This window comes from Aquirhabdus parva, assembly GCF_003351745.1.
Taxonomy (GTDB): Bacteria; Pseudomonadota; Gammaproteobacteria; order Pseudomonadales; family Moraxellaceae; genus Aquirhabdus; species Aquirhabdus parva.
This window is the reverse complement of the sequence record NZ_CP031222.1, coordinates 261,262-282,362: the sequence shown is the minus strand read 5'-3', so window position 1 is coordinate 282,362 and position 21,101 is coordinate 261,262. Positions and strand designations below refer to the sequence as shown.

Below are 21,101 nucleotides of genomic sequence, written 5' to 3'. Positions count from 1 at the left end.
AGAATGAAGGACCGCGAAGGTAGCATAGTACTCACCCAAACAAGATATTTATTGACGCGATACATGCATGCTACCTGTTTTATATCCCCACTCTGTAGTGGCGCAATGGACAACAAAAAACCCCAAAGCCTTATGAGCATTGGGGTTAATGGTCTGTATTGGACTACAGTGTACAGCTATTTGGCGGTGAGAGAGGGATTCGAACCCTCGATACGGTATTAGCGCATACACACTTTCCAGGCGTGCTCCTTCAGCCACTCGGACACCTCACCAAGGGGCGGTAGTCTAACGAAAAACCGATTGAAAGCCAATCATATTTTTTGAAACCCTGCACTGCGACTGTCATTCATTCAATGTTACCATGTGCGCTACAGTACAGATTGGATTTAGACCTATGCAGGCTATGCAACAGCGCCCAGCAATGTCCGCGTTGACTCTCGCAGCATTGGGTATCGTGTTTGGCGATATCGGAACCAGCCCTCTTTATGCATTAAAAGAATGCTTCCACGTGTCTCACGGTATCGCGCTCAACCATGCCAATGTTTTGGGCGTGCTGTCCCTGATCTTCTGGTCACTGATGATCGTGGTGTCCATCAAATATGTCATGGTCATCATGCATGCGGATAACAACGGCGAAGGCGGGATCATGGCGCTACTGGCGCTAAGCCTCAGAAGCAAACGCATCGGTGCCAAGACCCGCTCGGGATTGATCGCCATTGGTCTCTTTGGTGCGGCGTTGTTCTTTGGGGATGGCATCATCACCCCTGCGGTATCCGTACTCTCGGCGGTTGAAGGGCTGTCGATCATGACACCGGTCTTCACCCCCTTCGTGATCCCGATTACCATCGCGGTGTTGATCGGCTTGTTTATGATTCAGCGCAAGGGCACAGGCTCGGTCGGTCGTTTCTTTGGTCCGATTACCCTGCTATGGTTTGTCTCCTTGGGGGTGCTCGGGATCATGAGCATCATTCAAAATCCTTCGATTCTACAGATGGCGAGCCCGCACTGGGCAGTGATCTTTGTGGTCAATCATCCAGTCGCTTCCTTTATTACCATGAGTGCGGTCGTGCTGACCATCACGGGTGGTGAAGCGCTCTATGCTGATATGGGTCACTTTGGGCGTAAGCCGATCCAGATGGCGTGGTTTGCCGTAGTACTACCCTGTTTGCTACTGAACTATGCAGGTCAAGGCGCACTCCTGCTGCGTGATCCTGCGGCGATTGCCAATCCGTTTTATAAGCTGATCCCTGAGATGGCGCTGCTGCCGATGATTATCCTTGCGACGATTGCAACGGTGATTGCGTCTCAAGCGGTGATCTCTGGCGTCTTCTCGATTGCGCGTCAGGCGATGCAACTGGGCTATCTACCCCGCTTTACGGTCATGCACACCTCAGAGTCTGAGATTGGTCAGATCTATATTCCGTTTTTAAACTGGCTACTGCTGGGCGCGATTCTCGTGCTGGTGGTGATGTTTAAATCCAGCTCGAATCTGGCCTCGGCTTATGGTCTGGCAGTAACCATGACCATGCTCTGCGATACCTTGCTGGTCGGCTTTGTGATGTACAACCTGTGGCGCTGGAAAGCTCCAAAAGTCCTGCTCATCGTGCTGCCCTTCCTGACCCTAGACTTGGTGTTCTTTGGCGCAACGTCAATGAAGATCATCGCGGGTGGCTGGTTCCCACTGCTGATTGGTTCGATTGCCTTTACCATCATGATGACGTGGAAACGCGGTCGTCAGTTGCTGTTTGCCAAGCTGCAAAAAGATACCCTGCCACTGGATCTGTTTATCAATAGCGTCAGCACCACGGCGCATACCGTGACGGGTACAGCTGTCTTTATGACCGCGAGCCAAGCCATCGTGCCGCATGCGCTATTGCACAACTTGAAGCACAACAAGATCCTGCATGAAACCAATATCCTGATGACAGTGCAGACCGAAGATGTGCCTTATATTGATGAAGCAACGCGGGTCACGGTTGAGCGGATCAATGAGCGTTTCTCGCGGATCATTGCGCGCTATGGGTTTAAAGAACAACCGAATGTACCTGATGCGGTGGAGCTGGGTTTAAAAGAGCTGGGCTTGCCGTTTGATATGATGATGATCAGCTTCTTTGTCTCTCGCGAGCGTATTCTGCATACCGTGGGCGATGGCATGGCGCCATGGCGTGAGAAGCTGTTTATTTCAATGTCGCGCAATACCAGCGCGGTCAGTGACTTCTTCCAGATCCCGACCAATCGCGTGGTCGAGATGGGTAGTCAGATCGAGATTTAGGATTGCGATGTGGCAGGATATTCCGCTGAATGTCCTGCCTCTAAACGAAGACAAAGTTGAATCCTCGGCTTTGTCTTTATTTTTGAGCTTTGATTTAAGCCTTTGCTTTTATACCTAGTTTCTTAATGTTTAACCGATTAACACGAGTGTCCATGTTCACTGTTTACCGATCCCTCCCTGCTTTACTGTTGATCCTCGCCATACCGTGCAGCACGCTCCATGCAGAAATCGCCACTGCTTATGCACCGGGCTATGGCAAAACTGACGCCACAACCAGCTCCGCATCGCAAGCGACAGCCACGGCAACGGCTGAACCTACGGGGGATGAAGAAGCTACCGAAGCCGATGATCCGTTATGCAGTCAGAATTATTACAAAGGTGAGGCACCAGACTTTAACAATCCCAACCTGTCGCAAAGCACGCAGGAATTGTGTTTTGATGGCTTTACCGTGATGTATTCAGGGATTACCCGTACGCCGCTGTGGTCCGCTGAATACCTAACACGCGACCGCATCGAACGTGCCCAAGCACTCAGCCGCATGAATAATTTCCACGAAGAGACCCGCATTGATTACACAGAGCGCTCAACACTCTCTGACTATAAAGGCAGTGGCTTTGATCGCGGACATATGTCGCCCAATGGCGACATGGGCACGCGGGCGCAGCAGTTTAATAGCTTCTCGCTGGCGAATATCGTGCCGCAAAACAGCTATAACAACCAGAATCCATGGCGTCTGCTTGAGGAGGCCACACGCGAGTTGGTCAAACAAGAAGACGAAGCTTATGTCATCACAGGGGCGGCGTTCTTGGGTAATAGCTTGCAAAAGATTGGCAATGTGATCGTGCCGTCGGATATCTATAAAGCGGTGTACTTTCCGAAACGCCAAGCGGTCGGGGTGTATTTCTCACCCAATGACTCATCGGGGCAGGTGCAAGTGCTGACACTTGCGGAGTTGAATGCCAAGATCGGTTTGGATCTTTTTCCACAGCTCTCCACTGAGATCAAACAAAAACGCGTCAATATGCCGCTCTCAACCATGATGGCAACGCGGCGCGGGGATTTTGCTGGGCGGGATACGCGTAGTGCGCGTGGTGATAACTACCGCAATTACGGCGTCTCATCAGAATCACAACTCCAGCCCTCACCGCGCGGATTGCTGGAAAGACTGTGGCGTGCGCTGTGGAAGCTGAATTAAGTCAGTCGTTACTTCGCGCATTTATTCAGGGCGATAGGCGCGCAAGAAACGTTTGACGATTTCGCGGGCATATTCTTCATCTTCATTGGGGTTAGTGAGGGAGTCCATCCCGAAGCTGCGACGCAGTTGGCTACACCCACCACTAAATGCCGATAAAAAATGCTCCGATGCAAACGTGGTATTCGAGATATTCAGCTTGCCTTGGTCATGGGCTTGCTGCAATAAGCGCTTCATTTCATCTTGGGTATGCTGCGGGCCCGCATTATAAAAAAGCTGGGTCAACTTTGGATTTTGCTTAGCCTGCGCCACCATCAACCGATTGAGCTCAATCGCCTCTTGCGTCTGTAACATCGCTTGAAAACGACGCGCGATTTCATACAACGCTCGAGAGACGGGTAACTCTTCCGGCAGATCAAATAAAACCGAAGGCAACTGATGCTCACAATGTGCTTCGATTGCCGCCGCAAACAACGATTCTTTATCATTAAAGTGACTATAGACCGTCAGCTTGGACACGCCTGCCTCTGCCGCAATGGCATCCATACTACTGCCGTCAAACCCTAAACTTAAAAACAGATCCTTCGCGGCCTGCAAAATAGCAGCGCGCTTGACCATGTCCTTTGGGCGGCCGGGGCTGGCGGGGGTTGGCGATTTAAGAGGAAGTTGTGCACTCATAGTATGTTCAAACCATCTTCGATCCTCGGCTTTTATAGGGATCAAAAAAGTACTGAACTTTTTTCACCAAATATTGAACCAGAGGGTTTACTAATATTAATATACTGCATAGTATAGCAATAATCTACCACGCTGACGACTTTTTGAGCATGGCATTCATATCAATATGATCGATGACATTAATAGCAATAAAGTCATGATCAAAGATGAAACAACAAACACAAGATCTTCAGTCTTAAAGGATACATCCCATGATTTCTCAGCAAATCAACCGCCCCATCCTCTTGCTCTCTATCGCAATGCTCAGTGCCTGTGGCAAACAGGAACCTGCCAAACCACAGCCACGTCCTGCCATGGTTACTCAGCCGATCTCCGCAGGTCTACTGCTCAATAGCTATGCAGGGGATGTGACCGCCCGCGTACAACCTCAGCTTTCTTTCCGTGTGGGCGGCAAGGTGATTAAACGCTGGGTGGATGTCGGCAATACCGTAAAAGCGGGACAAATCCTTGCAGAATTGGATCCACAAGACGCACAATTACAACGCACCGCCGCTGCCGCACAGCTTGCCAGTGCAGAATCCGCAGAACGCGTCGCCAAGTCAGAGCTGGATCGCTATAAGCAGCTCCTTGCACCGAACGCGATCAGCCGCTCGCAGTACGATCAGGTTGAAAACCAATATAAGTCAGCCGCATCTGCACTACAACAAGCCAAATCACAGTACGATGTCGCGTCCAATCAAGCCAACTACAATACCTTGCGCGCACCTGAAAACGGCGTGATCGTCCAGCGCCAAGTCGAAGCCGGACAGGTGGTGACCGCAGGCCAACCCATCTATACCTTAGCCGCACAGGGCGACCGCGAAGTGGTGATCGGGCTGCCTGAGCAGGACTTGCCGCGCTTTCATATCGGACAGCACGTGACCGTCACCGTCTGGTCACAGCCAGATGCACGCTTCCCTGCCCACGTGCGCGAACTGTCACCCGCAGCGGATCAATCCCATACCTTCGCGGCACGTATCGCCTTTGACCAGCCCAATCCATCCGTCGATATCGGACAGAGCGCACGCGTGTATGCGGCAGATCCCAAGACCGCAACCGCCCTCTCAATTCCGCTATCAGCCGTGACTGCTGAGCAAGGCGCGGCCTACGTCTGGGTTTTGAACCCTTCCACCTCCGTCATCAAACGCACCTTTATCAAAACAGGCGCTTATGATCGCGACATCGTGCCAGTGCTGTCTGGATTAAATCCCAGCGACTGGGTGGTGGTTGCTGGCGTTCAACTCCTGCATGATGGACAGAAGATTCAACCCGTAGATCGGCAAAACCGCCCTGTAACCGCGACAACCGGAACACAAAGTACACCAGTGGTCGCCACGGCCCCAAACAGCAAACAGGGTTAATGCCATGAACTTTAATCTTTCTGCTTGGGCACTCAAAAACCGCCAGCTCGTGCTGTATTTCATGGTCCTGCTAGGCATCATCGGCGCGATCTCCTATACCAAACTCGGTCAGAGTGAAGACCCACCATTTACCTTTAAAGTCATGGTGGTTCAGACCTACTGGCCCGGTGCCAACGCCGAGGAAGTCTCCAAACTGGTCACCGATCCCATCGAAAAGAAACTGATGGAGACCGGTAACTACGAAAAGATCGTCTCCTACTCCCGTCCTGGGGAGTCGATGGTGACCTTTGTTGCACGGGATTCGATGCACTCCTCCGAGATTCCCAACCTCTGGTATCAGGTCCGTAAGAAAATTGGTGATATCCAACAGACTTTACCTGTGGGCATCCAAGGGCCTTATTTTAATGATGAATTTGGTGATACCTACGGCAACATCTATGCCTTAACCGGTAAAGGCTACGATTATGCGGTGCTGAAAGACTATGCCGATCGTATTCAGTTGCAATTGGAGAATGTCCCTGACGTTGCCAAAGTTGATCTGGTCGGTCTGCAGAATGAAAAAATCTGGATTGAGGTGTCAAACACCAAGATCGCAAGCCTAGGCTTGCCACTACAAGCAGTACAAGAAGCCCTACAAGCGCAAAATGCCGTTGCCCCCGCGGGCTTCTTTGAAACGCCGACTGATCGTATTCAACTGCGGGTCAGTGGGCGCTTTAAATCGGTCGATGAAATTCGCAACTTCCCGATCATCATTGCAGGCAAGACGTTTACGCTGGGCACGGTTGCCGATGTCCATCGCGGCTTTAGCGATCCTGCACAGCCGCGCATGCGCTTTATGGGTGAGGATGCACTGGGTATCGAAGTCTCGATGAAACCGGGTGGCGATATCTTAGCTTTGGGCAAGAATTTGCAAACTACCTTTGCCTCCTTACAACAAACGCTACCCGTCGGCATGCAACTCAGCAAGGTCTCTGACCAGCCTGCCGCCGTAAAATCCGGTGTCAGTGAGTTTGTGCATGCCTTGGCCGAAGCGGTGATTATCGTGCTTTTGGTCAGCTTCTTCTCTCTGGGCTTTCGCACCGGAGCGGTGGTTGCGCTCACCATCCCACTGGTCTTGGCGATGACCTTTGCGGCGATGCATTTCTTTGATATTGGTTTACATAAGATTTCTTTAGGCGCGCTGGTCTTGGCGCTTGGACTGCTCGTTGATGACGCGATCATCGCCGTGGAAATGATGTCGATCAAGATGGAGCAAGGCTTTAGTCGTCTAAAAGCCGCCAGCTTTGCGTGGACCTCAACCGCATTTCCGATGCTGACCGGGACATTGATTACAGCAGCAGGCTTTCTGCCGATCGCAACCGCTCAATCCAGCACAGGGGAATACACGCGCTCGATCTTTGAGGTGGTGACCATTGCCCTGCTGGTCTCGTGGCTTGCTGCGGTGATCTTCGTGCCTTATTTGGGTGATATCCTGCTGCCCGACTACAAGAAGAATCAAGCCAAAAAAAATCAGCAAAAAAGCTCATCCAAAATCGGCAGTTTAAAAGAGAAATACTTTGGCAAAGATCCTGAGCCTGTTGCTGCGCCACCTATAGAGAGTACAGCAAATCCAAATCTGGACCACGAGGCGCATGATCCTTATGCCAGTAAGTTCTACCAGCGCTTCCGCGCACTGGTACAGTGGTGCTTGAACTTCCGCAAAACCGTCATTGCGATTACGATTGCGGCATTTGTAGGCTCTATCGTTCTGTTTGGCTTCGTTCCACAGCAGTTCTTCCCTGACTCCAGTCGCCTTGAACTGATGGTCGATATGAAGCTGACGGAAGGCGCCTCGTTGACCGCCACAGAAGCCAAAGCCAAGCAATTGGAAGCCTTGCTTAAAACCCGTAAAGGCATAGATAACTTTGTCAGCTATGTGGGTACGGGTTCGCCGCGCTTCTATCTGCCCTTAGATCAACAATTGCCACAGGCAAGCTTTGCCCAATTTGTGATTCTGGCGAAGACCTTGAAAGATCGTGAAGAACTGCGTGCATGGTTGATCCAGACCCTCGATAAGGACTTCCCCGATGTTCGCACCCGTGTTTCACGTCTTGAAAACGGCCCACCCGTGGGTTATCCCGTTCAATTCCGTGTTTCCGGTGAAGATATCCAGAACGTACGCGCTCTCGCCCGCCAAGTCGCCGCCAAGGTGCAGGAAAATCCACATGTGGTAAATGTCCATCTGGATTGGGAAGAGCCGAGTAAATCAACCTACTTAACCGTTGATCAGGCCCGTGCGCGTCAGTTGGGAGTAAACAGTCAAGAACTGGCTAACTTCCTGCAAAGCGCACTCACCGGCGCAACCGTTAGCCAATATCGCGAAAATAAATCGTTGATCGATATCCAGTTGCGCGGTGCAGCGCTAGATCGTCGTGAAGTCGGCATGCTATCCAGTCTGGCTGTGCCTTCTGACAACGGCGGCACCGTGCCGCTCTCGCAAATCTCGACCATTGAATACGGTTTTGAAGAAGGGATTATCTGGCGCCGCAACCGTCTACCCACGGTCACGGTGCGTGCAGACATTTATGATAATACCCAGCCCGTCAGCCTCGTGAATCAAATCTCCCCGACGCTGGATAGTATCCGCGCCAAGCTCCCGAGTGGCTATCAGTTAAGCATCGGGGGTACAGTGGAGGATTCTGCACGTGGACAGAATTCGGTCAATGCCGGTATGCCGCTGTTCTTGGTGGTAGTGATCACCTTGCTGATGTTGCAGTTACGCAGTGTCTCACGCAGTATCATCGTCTTCCTGACCGCGCCATTGGGTTTGATAGGCGTGACGCTCTTCCTACTGCTTTTCCAAAAACCCTTTGGTTTTGTGGCGATGCTGGGAACGATTGCCCTATCGGGCATGATCATGCGTAACTCATTGATTTTGATTGATCAGATTGAGCAGGATATCCGTGCAGGTCACAAACCGTGGGATGCGATTATTGAAGCCACGGTACGACGCCTGCGTCCAATTGTGCTCACCGCACTTGCGGCGGTACTGGCGATGATCCCGCTTTCACGTAGCGTGTTCTTTGGACCGATGGCAGTTGCGATTATGGGTGGTTTGATCGTCGCAACCGCATTGACGCTACTCTTCTTACCGGCACTCTACGCTGCATGGTTTAGAGTCAAGAAGGAGCCTCCACCTACGGCTTCCTAAAAGAAATAATAGAAAGCTCATCACGCTGATCCCCCGAAAATTAGATTTTCGGGGGATTTTTTATCTCTAAACCGAAACGACAGACACAAAAAAGCCTGCATAATGCAGGCTTTTTGCGATTCAATATGGTGCGCTGGGAGGGAGTCGAACCCCCGACCCTCAAGTTCGTAGCCTGATGCTCTATCCAGCTGAGCTACCAGCGCAATATGTAGACGATTGAAGTCGTTCACATTTTTTCAACGTTTCTGCATTTTTATCTGCAGCGCGTCGAGGTGGCGTATTCTATTGAAATACTAACGCTACGTCAACACTATTTGCATCTTTTTTGATTTTTTATTTCAACACCTTATCGATACTGAACATTTTTAAAATCAAAAATACCACTGACACAAATATAATGGCGGTGAGGGAGGGATTCGAACCCTCGGTAGGGGTTAACCTACTCTCCCTTAGCAGGGGAGTACCTTAAGCCACTCGGCCACCTCACCACGAGGCGGGTATATTACAAAAACAAAAGCATAATCACAAGACTAATTATCATTAATCTTGATGACAGGTCAGGAAACCACCAATTTTATCAGTGGGACTTGTCAGCTTGTTGTGTTTGTTGGTATTTTCTTCCGGAGGCTTCATTATCCTTTAGCGCAATGATTCGCGCTTTTTCAGCATTGGCTTTCACATCGCCTATATTCGCATTGACATCGTCAATAATGCTGTCTTCAACGACAACGCGTTCTTTATTATCGACTTTATAGTAGTCAGCAGAGTGCTTATCCTCTTCTTGTTGCTTGATAAATTTTTCTGCGGCACTTAAAGAAGCGGTTTGTGTTTCAGGTGTCTCCATGGCTGGATCAGGTTTTTTCTTACTACAGCCCCCCACACTTATTAAAATCACTGCAATCAAAAAACAGGTCGGCCATTGGTGCGATATACGATGCATCATATTATTGTTCTCCATTTTTTAAAATCTGGACTCATTCTTTAAGTCCCAATATCGTCCCTATCACTAAGAACTTTTTTCATTTATTACCCATGAATCAGTCTTTTATTCATCGGTGGCGTAATATAGCACCACTTTCTTGCATTTTTCCAACAGAATAAAATAGCTAGCGATTGCCCCGACAGAAATCACCTCGTACACTGGACACAACTCCAAGTTACGGCATCTAAAAACTATGTCTCGCCCAGCTCTGATTTCTACGCTTTCCATTCAGCGTATGCTGTTACCCATCCTGCTCGGAATTTTGGTGTTCTTTAGTTTCGAGATTGTGCGGATTTTTATCTCGCCCATCGCTTGGGCTGCCATCTTGGTCTATATCACATGGCCCTTGTATCAATGGACTCTCCATAAATTTTCAGGGCGTGAAAGTCATGCGGCGGGTATCGTCACTGCGGGGCTTATGACGCTGGTCGGCGTGCCCATCGGTATCGCTTTTCTGGTCACCGAGCATCAAGCCGTGACCTGGTACCACCAGTTGCATGATCAACTGAATGCCGGTCAACTTGTGCTCCCGACCGCACTCGCCAATCTGCCTTGGGTCGGTAGCGACTTGCAGGACATGGTCGATCAATTAAATGATGATCCCAGCCAGTTCATCACCCAACTGCGTAGCATGCTGCAAGATCAGGTCGGCAAAGGTGCACGCTTAGTCGGCAATGTAGCCGAGCATATTGCTTCTGTCGGTTTCTGCTTAATCACCATGTTCTTCTTTTATAAAGATGGTCTGCGCATCATGGTGCAGATCCGTGCGGCACTAGAGCGTATTGTAGGTGTGCGCGGTGATCACTACCTGTCTGCCATCGCTGTGACAACACGTGCAGTGGTTTATGGCATCGTCCTCACCGCAGCGGCTCAAGGTCTGCTTGCTGGAATCGGCTATGCGGTTGCGGGCATGCCCGGCGCATTACTCTTGGCCGTCATTACCGCCATTGTCGCGATGATTCCCTTTGCATCCCCATTGGCTTGGGGGCTGGCGATTGCTTGGCTGGCGATTACGGGGCACCCGATTGCCGCGGTGGCATTAGCCGTTTGGGCTGGTGCAGTGATCTTTATCATCGATAATATTTTGCGCCCGATGGTTATTTCCAGCGCCACGGCAATCCCGTTCTTGGTCGTGCTGTTTGGTGTGCTTGGGGGTCTTGCGACTTTCGGAATGATCGGACTCTTTATCGGTCCCGTGATTCTCGCCATGTTGCTTGCGGTTTGGCGGGAGTGGCTCACCCATGAGCATGAGCAGCAGCAGGTTATTGCGAGTCAAAATACCGTAGTGGTAGAACCACCCATTGAAGAAAATAAACCGTCATAACATCATGACGGTTTATTGCAGTCAAACATAGGCGTTAACACATAAATGCCGTTAACGCTTCTATTCTCTTAGTTATAAACGATCGTGTAATTGGTTCGGCTGCTAACCTTGCCTTCGGTGGCAGGGCCACCCACTGCTGTATATTGCACATAGTAGTTCATGGTGGCCGCACCCGTATTTAAAGCTGCCGGATAGCACAAAATACGATCAAGACCATGATTAAAACAATAAAAAAAGCCCTATAACATCAGCTATAGGGCTTTTTTAGATCTGCCATAAACGACAGCAAACTTCAATTTGGTGCGGATGAGAGGACTTGAACCTCCACGATTTTACTCGCCAATACCTGAAACTGGTGCGTCTACCAATTCCGCCACATCCGCGTAGGTCGGCAATGCTATAGATTTCGATAAAAACCGTCAAGCCTTATCTAAGCCACCAGCCTATTAATTTTCACAAATTTGCAAAATTTCTGCCCTTTGACCTAAAAACATCCAGAAAATGTGGAGTGACCTCCAAATTCATGCAACGTTTTGAACCAAAATCTTACGCAAAATCATCCATAGCCCTGCTTGCATTTTCCGTATTGTCATAAAAGCTGTGTTAAACTCATCGCCATGAAAAATACAAAAGACCCCGCTATGACTTGGAATGACCCTGATGCGCTCAGTGAAGCTGAACGTTATGAATCACCCATCCCAAGCCGCACTCTCATTCTCAACATCTTAGGGCAAAATCCACAGCCTTTAAGCCACGCAGAATTCGTTACCCTCTTTAACTTGCACGAACCCGATGCGATCGAAGCCGTCAGTAGACGCTTATCCGCCATGGTGCGTGACAGTCAATTGACCACAGTGGGACATAACCCACAGCGCTATCGCCTGATCAGTGAAGACGATCTGTTTATCGGTAAAGTTCAATCGCATACCAACGGTTTTGGTTTCGTGGTGCTCGCCGACCACCCTGATTTATTCCTCACTGAACGCGAAATGCGTTTGGTGTTCAATGGCGATACCGTCAGCGCTCGCGCGACCGGCACAGATCGCCGTGGTCGCCCACTGGGCCGCATTGTTGAAGTCAAAACACGTCAGCAAACCCAAGTTATCGGTCATCTGCAGATGGTTGAAGGCCAATACTATATTCAACCCTCACACCCCAATGCACACCAACCGATTGCGCTTGAGCCGGATCAAGTACAAGCCGCGCAACTCAGCGTGGGCGATGCGGCACAAATCGAAATCGATGATTGGCCAACCCGTGAAGAATACGCCAATGGTCATGTGGTCGAAGCCTTCTCCAATAAGGTCGATACCCAACTCATCATACCGACCACGCTGATCGATTTTGATCTGCCGCATGTGTTTAACAAGGCGGTTTTAGCGGAAACCAACAAATATAAAGAACCGTCTGCCAAAGATCGTGCAGGCCGCAAAGATTTACGTGAACTGCCGTTGGTCACCATTGATGGTGAAGATGCCCGAGACTTTGACGATGCCGTTTATGCAGAGAAGCGCACAGGTGGCGGTTTCCGCCTGATCGTCGCGATCGCGGATGTCAGTCACTACGTCAAACTGGGTATGGCACTGGATGACGAAGCCCAATCTCGCGGTACCTCGGTTTACTTCCCGAACTACGTAGTGCCGATGTTGCCCGAAGCCTTATCCAATGGCTTATGCTCACTGAAGCCTGAAGTTGATCGTCTGTGTATGGTCTGCGATATTAATTTATCGCGTGCAGGCAAAGTGATGAGCTACGAATTCTATGAATCCGTCATGCACTCTCAGGCCCGTTTGACCTACAACCAAGTGGCAGATCATTTGGCGGGTAAAGCCGATGCCATTCCCAACATCCCTGCCGTGCATAAATCAATTGAAACCTTAAATCAATTGTTCCACGTCATGCTGGATGTACGCGCTAAACGCGGTGCAATGGAATTTGAAACCACTGAAACCTACATGACCTTTGATGACAAAGGTGGGATTGCGTCAATCAAGCCACGTACGCGTAATGATGCGCATCGCTTGATTGAAGAGTGCATGTTGCTCGCCAATACCTGTGCTGCGGCTTTCGCGCTCAAAAACCTGATTCCGGTGCTCTATCGTAATCACGAGCCACCTGAAACCAGTCGCGTGCAAAAGGTCCGTGATTACGTCAAATTGCTGGGCTTAAGTTTCCCAGAGAAGCCGATCCAATCGGACTATCAAAAGATTATCGAAGCAACCAAAGATCGTATTGATGCGGCAAGTATCCATACCGTGCTCCTGCGCTCGATGATGCAAGCAGTCTATGCCCCTGAAAATTTAGGTCATTTTGGCTTAGCCTATGAAGCGTATACCCACTTCACCTCGCCAATTCGTCGCTATCCAGACCTGCTATTGCATCGTGCGATTAAAAACCACCTGCAAGGTAAGCCGCCTGTCTTGGAAGGCAATCAACTGATTGCGGCGGGCGAGCAATTCTCACGAACCGAACGCCGAGCAGATGATGCTGCGCGCAGTGTCATGAGCTGGCTTAAAACCCAGTATATGCAGCAGCATATCGGTGATCGCTTCACGGGCGTCATTACCGCTGTCACTGAATTTGGTTTCTTCGTGACGCTGAGTGACCTCTATGTGGAAGGTCTCGTGCATGTACGCAATCTGGGTAATGACTTCTATGAGTACAATGTCGCAAGCCAAAGTATGAATGGCAAAACCCACGGTCAGAAGTTTGCACTGGGTGATAAAGTCGAAATTCAAGTGGCGGGTGCCAATCTTGAAGAACGCAAAATCGACTTCCAGCTCGTGAAACAACTCTCAAGTGGTGGCAAAGCCGTTCGCGAAAAAGCGCCACGCGCTAATACCGCCAATACACCTGCAGCTAAGGCACCAGCGGCCAAAGCGCCCGTGAAACGTGCGCCAGCAAATCAGCCTGCAACCAGTCAGCCAAACGCACCTGTTGCTGCGAAAACCGCTGCAGAGGGTGCATCGACCAATGCCCCTCGTACTGGACGTAACTCACGTAGAAAACCAGCTACTCAAGTGGCACCGCCAGCGGTGACGCCAGCAACGCCTGTACAAGCAGTACCGACTGCGGCCCCAAAACCGACCACACCACGTCCAAGCCGCCGTAAGACGCCTGGGCAAAATGCAAATCAGGGCAGTCAAACTGTCGGATCAAAAGCAGCCGATGTGAATCTGGTTACTACTCCTCAAGCAGAGGTGATTAAAACCACACCTGTGGTGGAGACTGAAACTCAAGTTAGCATTACAGCGCCTGTGGTTGATAGCGTCCAAACGACAAAAGCACCTGCGAATGATCAGCACGATGCAACCGTCGGTAAAGCCAAAGCAGCGAAGTCGAAAAAAGCTGAAAAGGGTGAAGATAAATCAGCCGCTAAAGCCAAATCGAAAAAAGACGCTGCTAAGGACACATCCAAAAAATCTGCTGATAAATCCGACAAGGGTGGCAAAGCAGATAAAAAAGCGGGCAAGAAATCTTCAGGTAAAAAAGAAGATGCACCTAAAGCTAAAAAGAAGAAATCTTCTTAATCTTTAGAGTCTGTCCATAACAGCGGGATGCATTATTGTATCCCGCTGTTATTGTTTTACTTTGCAATACGCACCCGAACAAAAATATCTCATCGCTGTAGAAAATCACCGACGCCTATACAAAAACGCCTTGAAACATCTCTTCCCAAGCCGTATTAATAAACCTGAATCCGACATTATTAAAGTACATCACATCATCATGAACGCGACCATCCAAACCCCACTCCTTCCAGCACGTCTTCCACTCCCTGATTTCCCTGCACTCACCAATGCAGGCATGAAATCGGATATTGAAGCCTTATTAGTTGAAGCTTTTGGCCTACTGAATCAAGCGAATCATATTCCAAGTGGCGGTGAGCTCGACTTTATTCACCAATTAGAAGCGTTTGAAAATCGTCTGCACCAAGTTTGGAGCGTACTCTCCAATCTGAATGCGACCTGTAATACACCAGAATTACGCGAAACCTATAACGCATTGCTGCCTGAACTATCACGCTATTACACCGAACAGGGCCAGAATAAAGCCCTCTATCAAGCGTATCTCACGATTCAGCAGCAAGCCGATTTTGCGACACTTGCGCCAGCAAGACAGGAAGCAATTCGTCTGGCCTTGCGAGATTTTAAACTGTCAGGCGTTGCACTCGAAGGCGAAGCCAAGACCCGCTATGCGGCGATAACTGAGCGCTTGTCTCAGCTTTCCTCACAATTTTCAGATCATTTACTCGATGCGACTCAAGCCTACCAGCGCCCGCTGTCCAAAGCAGAGCTTGCAGGCTTGCCCGAGTCCGCAGTCGCTTTAGTACAGCAGATGGCAAAGCAAAAAGCGACAGATGATCCCTCCATCGAAGCTTTGGCCACATTAGATGCGCCTGTTTTTATCGCCATATCCACTTATGCTGATGATCGCGCTTTACGCGCGGAGCTCTATCGCGCATACACCACGCGCGCCTCTGAACTTGCAGAGGTGGCAGATGCCAAAGCACAGGATAACAGTGCGATTATTGAAGAAATCTTGGCATTGCGCTTAGAAATGGCACAACTGCTTGGTTTCACCAGCTATGCCGAGCTTTCGCTGGCCAGCAAGATGGCACCCGATGTTGCCACGGTACGTGAATTCTTGGTGGACATCGCCACTAAAGCACAAGCGGCTGCCCACGATGATCTGGCGGAGCTCCGCGCTGAAGGCGCACGCATTGGTCTCACCGATATCCAGCCTTGGGATACCGCATACTTGGCTGAAAAAGTTAAACAACGTAAATACAATCTCTCGCAGGAAACACTCAAGCCTTATTTCCCGGCTCATGTCGCCATCAGCGGTTTATTCCAAGTCGCTAAACGTCTCTATGGCATTGAGATTGAACAGCGCAGCGCACCCGTTTGGGCAAACGGCGTGCAATATTATGAAATTTCTGAACAGGGTCAGGTGATTGCGGGGTTCTATTTTGACCTCTATGCCCGTACGGGTAAGCGTGGTGGCGCATGGATGAGTGGTTTCCGTCCCCGCATGCAAACCAGCCAGGGCTTACAGTTGCCTGTAGCCTTTATGGTTGGCAACTTCACGCCACCTGTTGATGGCAAACCCGCATTACTCAGCCACGATGAGTTGGTCACGCTATTCCATGAATTTGGGCATGGTCTGCACCATATGCTCACCGAAGTGGATGTAATCTCCGTTTCAGGCATTAACGGCGTAGCGTGGGATGCCGTTGAGCTCCCCAGTCAATTCCTGGAATTCTGGACATGGGAACCCGATGCATTAGCGCTCGTTAGCCAACATCACGAAACCAGCGAAAGCCTCCCAACTGAACTGTTAGATGCCATGCTGGCTGCACGCCATTTCCAAAGTGGTATGCAGGCCCTGCGTCAAATCGAGTTTTCACTGTTTGATTTGGACATTCATCATCAGAGCCCCGCACCAGATATTCATCAGGTTCAAGCCATATTAGATAATTTGCGTCAGCAATTTTCGGTATTGCCCCCTCCTGCATATAATCGTTTTCAGCACGGCTTTAGCCATATCTTCGCGGGTGGTTATGCAGCGGGATATTACTCCTACAAATGGGCAGAAGTACTCGCCTCTGATGCCTTTGATCGTTTTGAACAAGAAGGCATCTTTAATGTCGAAACTGGGCATGCTTTCCGCCAACATGTGCTAGCGGCAGGGGGTAGTAAAACCGCTTTAGAGACCTTCAGAAACTTCCGCGGTCGTGATGCATCCATCGATGCACTGCTACGTCACAACGGTTGGTCGATCACCACAACCCCTGCAGTTGAGCAAACAACATGAGCACAGACGGACGAATCAAGAAACGCTTCATCGCAGGAGCACGCTGTAGCGCCTGCCAAGCCCAAGATAAAGTCATGATCTTTATTGCGCCTGATGATGAATGGATTGAGTGTGTAGAGTGCGGACATACTGAACGACGACCAAAAACTGTGGTTTCTAAAGGATTCTTTGATGCAGTTCACAAAGATAATTCAGAATCAGAACAAGTGAATGTGGTACAGCTGCGTTCGATACGCTAGAATCAAGGTGACCGCAATTGTCACTTATTACTTAGTATGGATACACGAATATGTCACTTGTAGAACGCGTACTTGCTCGACCAACACTGATGATTGCATTGGTTGTGGCTGTTATCGCGTTGATACTGGGGGCATGGCTACTCTTAGGGTCAAATAAATCTTCGGTAGTAGCGGCAAAATCAAGCCCCCCAGCAAAGGTTCAGCCCGTGTCTACACAAGATACCACGGTCGCCTCTGCCGCTAGTGCGGTAATTGCCAGCACGCCAGTTCAAGAAGTGAATGCTGCCAGCGCGCCTCTGCCGACGGATAAAGCAACTGCTGCAGAAGAATTGGATCGTCTCCACGACGAAAATAGTCGTCTCACGGAACGTAAGGCTCAACTTGCCAAACAGCTTGAAACCTCCAATAAAATACTTGCACTGAAAGAACAACAAATCAAAGAACTTGAAAAAAACGCGCTTTGATCGACTCTAGAACGCATTCTAATAAGTGCGTTCTGCCCTCTACCCTGTCATCAATGACAAAAATACCTCCCTCCTTCCAAGCTCTGTTAGACTAGCGCCCTATTTTGCTGCCATACCCCCATTGCTTTGAAATCCAAGTCTTCTACTAATACCTCTCATATTGGCCGTGGCCTCACCTTATTGACACTTTCGGCTGCACTCTTTGCACTGATGGGCGTGTTAATCCGACTCGCTTCGCACTCTGTCGATAATGCCACGATTGTCTTCTTTCGTAACTTCACTGGGCTTTTGCTGTTATTGCCTTTTGTACTGATGAAAGGTCCGACTTTTCTGAAAACAGAAAAGTTGTGGATGCATAGCTGGCGTGCTTTTGTGGGCTTGATCGCGATGTATGGCTTTTTCTATGCCATTGCCCACCTCAAACTCAGCAATGCCATGGTATTCACCTATTCATCGCCGATCTTTATTCCGCTGGTCGCATGGCTATTTCTCAAAGAACGCATGACATCTCTCATGTGGCTTGCCGCATTAGTTGGATTGGCTGGTGTGATCTTGGTGGCTAAACCCGAGCAAGGTTTTTTCAACGTTTTATCCGTCATTGGTATTGTATCGAGCTTTCTGGCAGCGATGGCCTTTGTGACCGTCCGCGCCCTGACAGCAACAGAACCCGTCACCCGAATCGTATTTTACTTCTGCTTAATTGGGACATTGTTCTCTAGCCTGCCGATGTTTTGGCACTGGCGTGCTTATACCCCGCAAGAACTGGCACTGCTGATGGGTGCAGGTTTGCTGGCCACGACCAGCCAGCTATGCTTGTCCAAAGCCTATAGCTATGCACCCGCAGGCAAGATTGGTCCAGCCAATTATCTGGCAATCATCTTTGCTGGGATCTTTGCTGCGCTGATCTGGCATGAATATCCAGACCAGATGAGTATATTCGGCATGATCCTGATTCTGGTCGCTCTGGTACTGTGTATGCCAAGATCCCCCAAAATTAGCGCTTAAGATAAGGCTTAAAAAAGACATCAAGTCCAAGCCAGCGTTTATCACAACATGGTAATGCTTGAGCCTGATATTAATGACGCTTAGTACCAAGGGTCGATCACTATTCTGATCGATATGCCTACCCACTTGATTGCCTCTGCTACAGCCTACCGACTCATAAACTCATCGCATAAAAAAAGCACCGCAAATTGCGGTGCTTTTTTTGACATTTGATCTACGCTGTTATTTACCGTAGAGAATCAACGGTACATAAGCAACAATGATCAAGCTGATTGAAATGACCATCACCGGGAGCAGCCAGCGCTCGTAGCGATAGTAGAAGCTCTTATGTCGAACTTCAGCATCGGCTGCATTCATGACTTCCTCACCGACCACCTGACGCGTCAACAACTGGTTGAGCGCCACAGGAGGCAATAAGTAACCCAATTCAAGTGCAGTCAACACCATCATCCAGAAGTGCACAGGATCAATGCCATTCGCATACGCAATCGGTGCCAAGGTCGTTGAAACCAAAAGCATCGCACCCATAGGCTCCATCACCATACCGATAAACACTTTAACCAGAACCAAGAAGGTCATAGCAACCCAGATGTTCGGGAAGTGATGTGGCAGCATATGCATCAGACCCGTACGCTCTACAACCCCTGCCAAGCTCATTGACAAAGACATGAGGAGTAGCAACGCGCCGATATGACTAATCGTTTCATTGGTTGCGGTGCGAATCGCTTGTTCAAAACCAACACGACGATCTTTACCACTGCGACGGTTGCCCCATTCCGCTTCTGATTCCGCACTACGGCGTTCTACAGGCGCTGGTGGAATTTGTCCACCTGGTGTTGGTGCGGGGACTGGGTGTGCAGGTGCTGGCTCGCGACGGATTTTGTCGAAGAACACAATAGCAAGCATCACATACGGCAGAATCATCGCTGCAGTATATTCATCCAGTTTGGTATCCAGTACATAGCGGTAGAACATGACAACCAGCATCATGATCACAACATAAGGAGCTACTGGAACCAATGCACGTGCTGACGCAGGGAATGCAACTTTTGCAGGGACCAAACGGTATTTCGGACCACCTTTCTCACGGACCAGCAGAGAAACCACCAAAAAGATGGTTGAGGTCATTGCAAACACCCAAAGACCGTGACCATAGAGCTGATCAGAGGTCACTTCTTTATTCATGGCGGTGATCAAAATGATCAACAGACACGGACGCAAAACCACACCGAGTGAACCCGACATCGCGGTTGCAGCAAGTGCATATTGCTTACGCGCACCCGCATTGGCAACTTCGTAATAAATAATCGAACCTGCCGCCAGAATGAAAATACCCGATGCACCGGTATATGCAGTACCAAGGGCAGCAAAGAGCATGATGATCCAGGTCAAAACCTCTGGTGACAATCCCCATGGACGGAAAATGTCGAGCAACATGTCAATCAGACGAGTCTGTCTAAGCAACATCCCGATCCAGATAAACAGCGTCAAACTCAGGAACAGCGCTGAGTAATCAGACAATTGGCCCATATAGATGAGCAAACCGCTGTAATACTGCTGCAAGAAGAATACGAGACCGGCGACTACTGCCATCACCGCATAGAGCGGAATAGACAGATAGGCCATAAAGAAACTGCCGCCTGGGGTCGCATTCTTAGGAATATTAAAAGCCTGAACAATACTGATGATGGTCAAACCCGTAAACAGAATCAGCCATGTAATACTGATCACCATGTTCACCGGATCCATCGCAATTCCTGAGGCACGCTGACCGATCAGGAAGAAGATGGACGAGGCCATACCAATCGCATTACCAATAATAGTCGCGGCAAAATAAACGCGATAATCGATCACGCTTTGTGGTGGACGCAACGTCAGGTGATGACGATTCAGGGTGGTAGACAATGCAGCAAAGGCGATCATCAAAATCAGAATCAATGAGCGATATTGTGTACCGAAGTGGAAAATATAAAAGAATGCTTCTTCAAAAGTACGATAGGCGCGTACTGGTGTAGTCACATGCTGATTTACGTTTTCGTAAAAAGTGTATTTTTCTTTACACAGTGATTGAGCAGCGAGCAAAGATTGCTTAATTTGCTCTGGATTCTTGGCATCATTGAACAATCCACCCAAGCCATCATCCGTTGCAGGTGCTGCCATTTCTTTTTGCACGAGGGCATCAATATTGGCATCTTTATCACAATCCGGCTTTGAAGGATCTGCACGAAGGTAGGAATATTGGATCCCCGCAGCTGGATCTCCAAACATACGTTCGCCCATGCGCAGCAGCTGCCCATGGATCATTTCCCCGGTACCGATTAGTAGTGTCAATATAAGTAAACAGAAAACTGGAAGGGTCGTTAACCACTCCATCCATGTCCGATTTAACGGACCCATTCGCCCATCAGCGTTTGTATGTTCCATAGTACCCTACTTGTCTTTTTTTGATTTTTGACTTTAATAACGTCAAAACGCGTCCTAGCATTTTTCCATAGCCGACCAATAGATCGCCACACATCCTCATTACTGGCAGTGCT

General features: G+C 49.5%; 12 protein-coding genes, 4 tRNA genes and 1 pseudogene. 10 read left to right on the top strand and 7 right to left on the bottom strand.

Features of this window, described 5'->3' with window-relative positions:
• Positions 1-181: 181 nt before the first annotated feature.
• Positions 182-272: transfer RNA gene (locus tag HYN46_RS01315), tRNA-Ser, on the bottom strand.
• A gap of 122 nt (positions 273-394) precedes the next feature.
• On the opposite strand from HYN46_RS01315, the gene HYN46_RS01310 reads away from it, so the two are divergent.
• Both HYN46_RS01310 and HYN46_RS01305 read left to right on the top strand, forming a co-directional pair.
• Positions 395-2,272 (top strand): potassium transporter Kup, encoded by a 1,878-nt coding sequence (locus HYN46_RS01310; RefSeq protein ID WP_114897759.1) that lies wholly within the window; start codon positions 395-397, stop codon positions 2,270-2,272.
• A gap of 152 nt (positions 2,273-2,424) precedes the next feature.
• The gene (locus HYN46_RS01305; protein WP_162818052.1) at positions 2,425-3,468 is read left to right on the top strand and encodes a DNA/RNA non-specific endonuclease; all 1,044 of its coding nucleotides are present in this window, start codon (positions 2,425-2,427) and stop codon (positions 3,466-3,468) included.
• A 21-nt stretch (positions 3,469-3,489) separates the two neighbouring features.
• Here HYN46_RS01305 and HYN46_RS01300 read toward each other — a convergent pair whose 3' ends face one another.
• Complete coding sequence (locus tag HYN46_RS01300; protein ID WP_114897757.1) at positions 3,490-4,143, bottom strand: TetR/AcrR family transcriptional regulator; 654 nt, start codon at positions 4,141-4,143, stop codon at positions 3,490-3,492.
• A 251-nt stretch (positions 4,144-4,394) separates the two neighbouring features.
• On the opposite strand from HYN46_RS01300, the gene HYN46_RS01295 reads away from it, so the two are divergent.
• Positions 4,395-5,543 carry an efflux RND transporter periplasmic adaptor subunit gene (locus HYN46_RS01295; protein ID WP_114897756.1) on the top strand — a complete coding sequence of 383 codons (1,149 nt, stop codon included), beginning with the start codon at positions 4,395-4,397 and terminating at the stop codon, positions 5,541-5,543.
• A 4-nt stretch (positions 5,544-5,547) separates the two neighbouring features.
• A complete protein-coding gene (locus tag HYN46_RS01290) occupies positions 5,548-8,733 on the top strand; it encodes an efflux RND transporter permease subunit (protein WP_114897755.1) in 3,186 nt (1,061 codons plus the stop codon).
• A 126-nt stretch (positions 8,734-8,859) separates the two neighbouring features.
• Here HYN46_RS01290 and HYN46_RS01285 read toward each other — a convergent pair.
• The 3 genes from HYN46_RS01285 to HYN46_RS01275 all read right to left on the bottom strand — a co-directional run bounded on the left by HYN46_RS01285 (position 8,860) and on the right by HYN46_RS01275 (position 9,676).
• Positions 8,860-8,936 (bottom strand) — tRNA-Arg (locus HYN46_RS01285).
• Positions 8,937-9,131: 195 nt separating this feature from the next.
• Positions 9,132-9,221 (bottom strand) — tRNA-Ser (locus HYN46_RS01280).
• 89 nt (positions 9,222-9,310) lie between these two features.
• The gene (locus HYN46_RS01275) at positions 9,311-9,676 is read right to left on the bottom strand and encodes a hypothetical protein (protein ID WP_114897754.1); all 366 of its coding nucleotides are present in this window, start codon (positions 9,674-9,676) and stop codon (positions 9,311-9,313) included.
• A 232-nt stretch (positions 9,677-9,908) separates the two neighbouring features.
• Here HYN46_RS01275 and HYN46_RS01270 point away from each other — a divergent pair, with 232 nt between their 5' ends.
• Complete coding sequence (locus HYN46_RS01270; RefSeq protein ID WP_114897753.1) at positions 9,909-11,039, top strand: AI-2E family transporter; 1,131 nt, start codon at positions 9,909-9,911, stop codon at positions 11,037-11,039.
• Positions 11,040-11,337: 298 nt separating this feature from the next.
• Here HYN46_RS01270 and HYN46_RS01265 read toward each other — a convergent pair.
• Positions 11,338-11,422: transfer RNA gene (locus tag HYN46_RS01265), tRNA-Leu, on the bottom strand.
• 258 nt (positions 11,423-11,680) lie between these two features.
• Here HYN46_RS01265 and rnr point away from each other — a divergent pair.
• From rnr to HYN46_RS01240, 5 genes and pseudogenes are all read left to right on the top strand, one after another.
• Positions 11,681-14,047, top strand: a pseudogene (gene rnr / locus HYN46_RS01260) (ribonuclease R); the annotation flags it as partial.
• A 721-nt stretch (positions 14,048-14,768) separates the two neighbouring features.
• Positions 14,769-16,856 carry a M3 family metallopeptidase gene (locus tag HYN46_RS01255; RefSeq protein ID WP_114897751.1) on the top strand — a complete coding sequence of 696 codons (2,088 nt, stop codon included), beginning with the start codon at positions 14,769-14,771 and terminating at the stop codon, positions 16,854-16,856.
• The gene (locus HYN46_RS01250; RefSeq protein ID WP_114897750.1) at positions 16,853-17,095 is read left to right on the top strand and encodes a YheV family putative zinc ribbon protein; all 243 of its coding nucleotides are present in this window, start codon (positions 16,853-16,855) and stop codon (positions 17,093-17,095) included. The genes HYN46_RS01255 and HYN46_RS01250 overlap by 4 nt, the downstream gene beginning before the upstream one ends.
• Positions 17,096-17,145: 50 nt before the next feature.
• Positions 17,146-17,559, top strand: a complete 414-nt coding sequence (locus tag HYN46_RS01245) for a hypothetical protein (protein ID WP_114897749.1) — start codon at positions 17,146-17,148, stop codon at positions 17,557-17,559.
• A gap of 126 nt (positions 17,560-17,685) precedes the next feature.
• Positions 17,686-18,564: a DMT family transporter gene (locus HYN46_RS01240; protein WP_114897748.1), complete on the top strand. Its 879-nt coding sequence runs from the start codon at positions 17,686-17,688 to the stop codon at positions 18,562-18,564.
• Positions 18,565-18,786: 222 nt separating this feature from the next.
• On the opposite strand, the gene HYN46_RS01235 is transcribed toward HYN46_RS01240, so the two are convergent.
• Entirely contained in the window at positions 18,787-20,988 is a 2,202-nt protein-coding gene (locus tag HYN46_RS01235) for a TRAP transporter large permease subunit (protein ID WP_114897747.1), read from the bottom strand.
• Positions 20,989-21,101 lie beyond the last annotated feature (113 nt).

What these genes read in the sequence shown, in the direction of transcription:
- HYN46_RS01310 (WP_114897759.1), top strand. Translation starts at nt 395, where the DNA reads ATGCAGGCTATGCAACAGCGCCCAGCAATGTCCGCGTTGACTCTCGCA.
- HYN46_RS01305 (WP_162818052.1), top strand. Translation starts at nt 2,425, where the DNA reads ATGTTCACTGTTTACCGATCCCTCCCTGCTTTACTGTTGATCCTCGCC.
- HYN46_RS01300 (WP_114897757.1), bottom strand. Translation starts at nt 4,143, where the DNA reads ATGAGTGCACAACTTCCTCTTAAATCGCCAACCCCCGCCAGCCCCGGC.
- HYN46_RS01295 (WP_114897756.1), top strand. Translation starts at nt 4,395, where the DNA reads ATGATTTCTCAGCAAATCAACCGCCCCATCCTCTTGCTCTCTATCGCA.
- HYN46_RS01290 (WP_114897755.1), top strand. Translation starts at nt 5,548, where the DNA reads ATGAACTTTAATCTTTCTGCTTGGGCACTCAAAAACCGCCAGCTCGTG.
- HYN46_RS01275 (WP_114897754.1), bottom strand. Translation starts at nt 9,676, where the DNA reads ATGATGCATCGTATATCGCACCAATGGCCGACCTGTTTTTTGATTGCA.
- HYN46_RS01270 (WP_114897753.1), top strand. Translation starts at nt 9,909, where the DNA reads ATGTCTCGCCCAGCTCTGATTTCTACGCTTTCCATTCAGCGTATGCTG.
- HYN46_RS01255 (WP_114897751.1), top strand. Translation starts at nt 14,769, where the DNA reads ATGAACGCGACCATCCAAACCCCACTCCTTCCAGCACGTCTTCCACTC.
- HYN46_RS01250 (WP_114897750.1), top strand. Translation starts at nt 16,853, where the DNA reads ATGAGCACAGACGGACGAATCAAGAAACGCTTCATCGCAGGAGCACGC.
- HYN46_RS01245 (WP_114897749.1), top strand. Translation starts at nt 17,146, where the DNA reads ATGTCACTTGTAGAACGCGTACTTGCTCGACCAACACTGATGATTGCA.
- HYN46_RS01235 (WP_114897747.1), bottom strand. Translation starts at nt 20,988, where the DNA reads ATGGAACATACAAACGCTGATGGGCGAATGGGTCCGTTAAATCGGACA.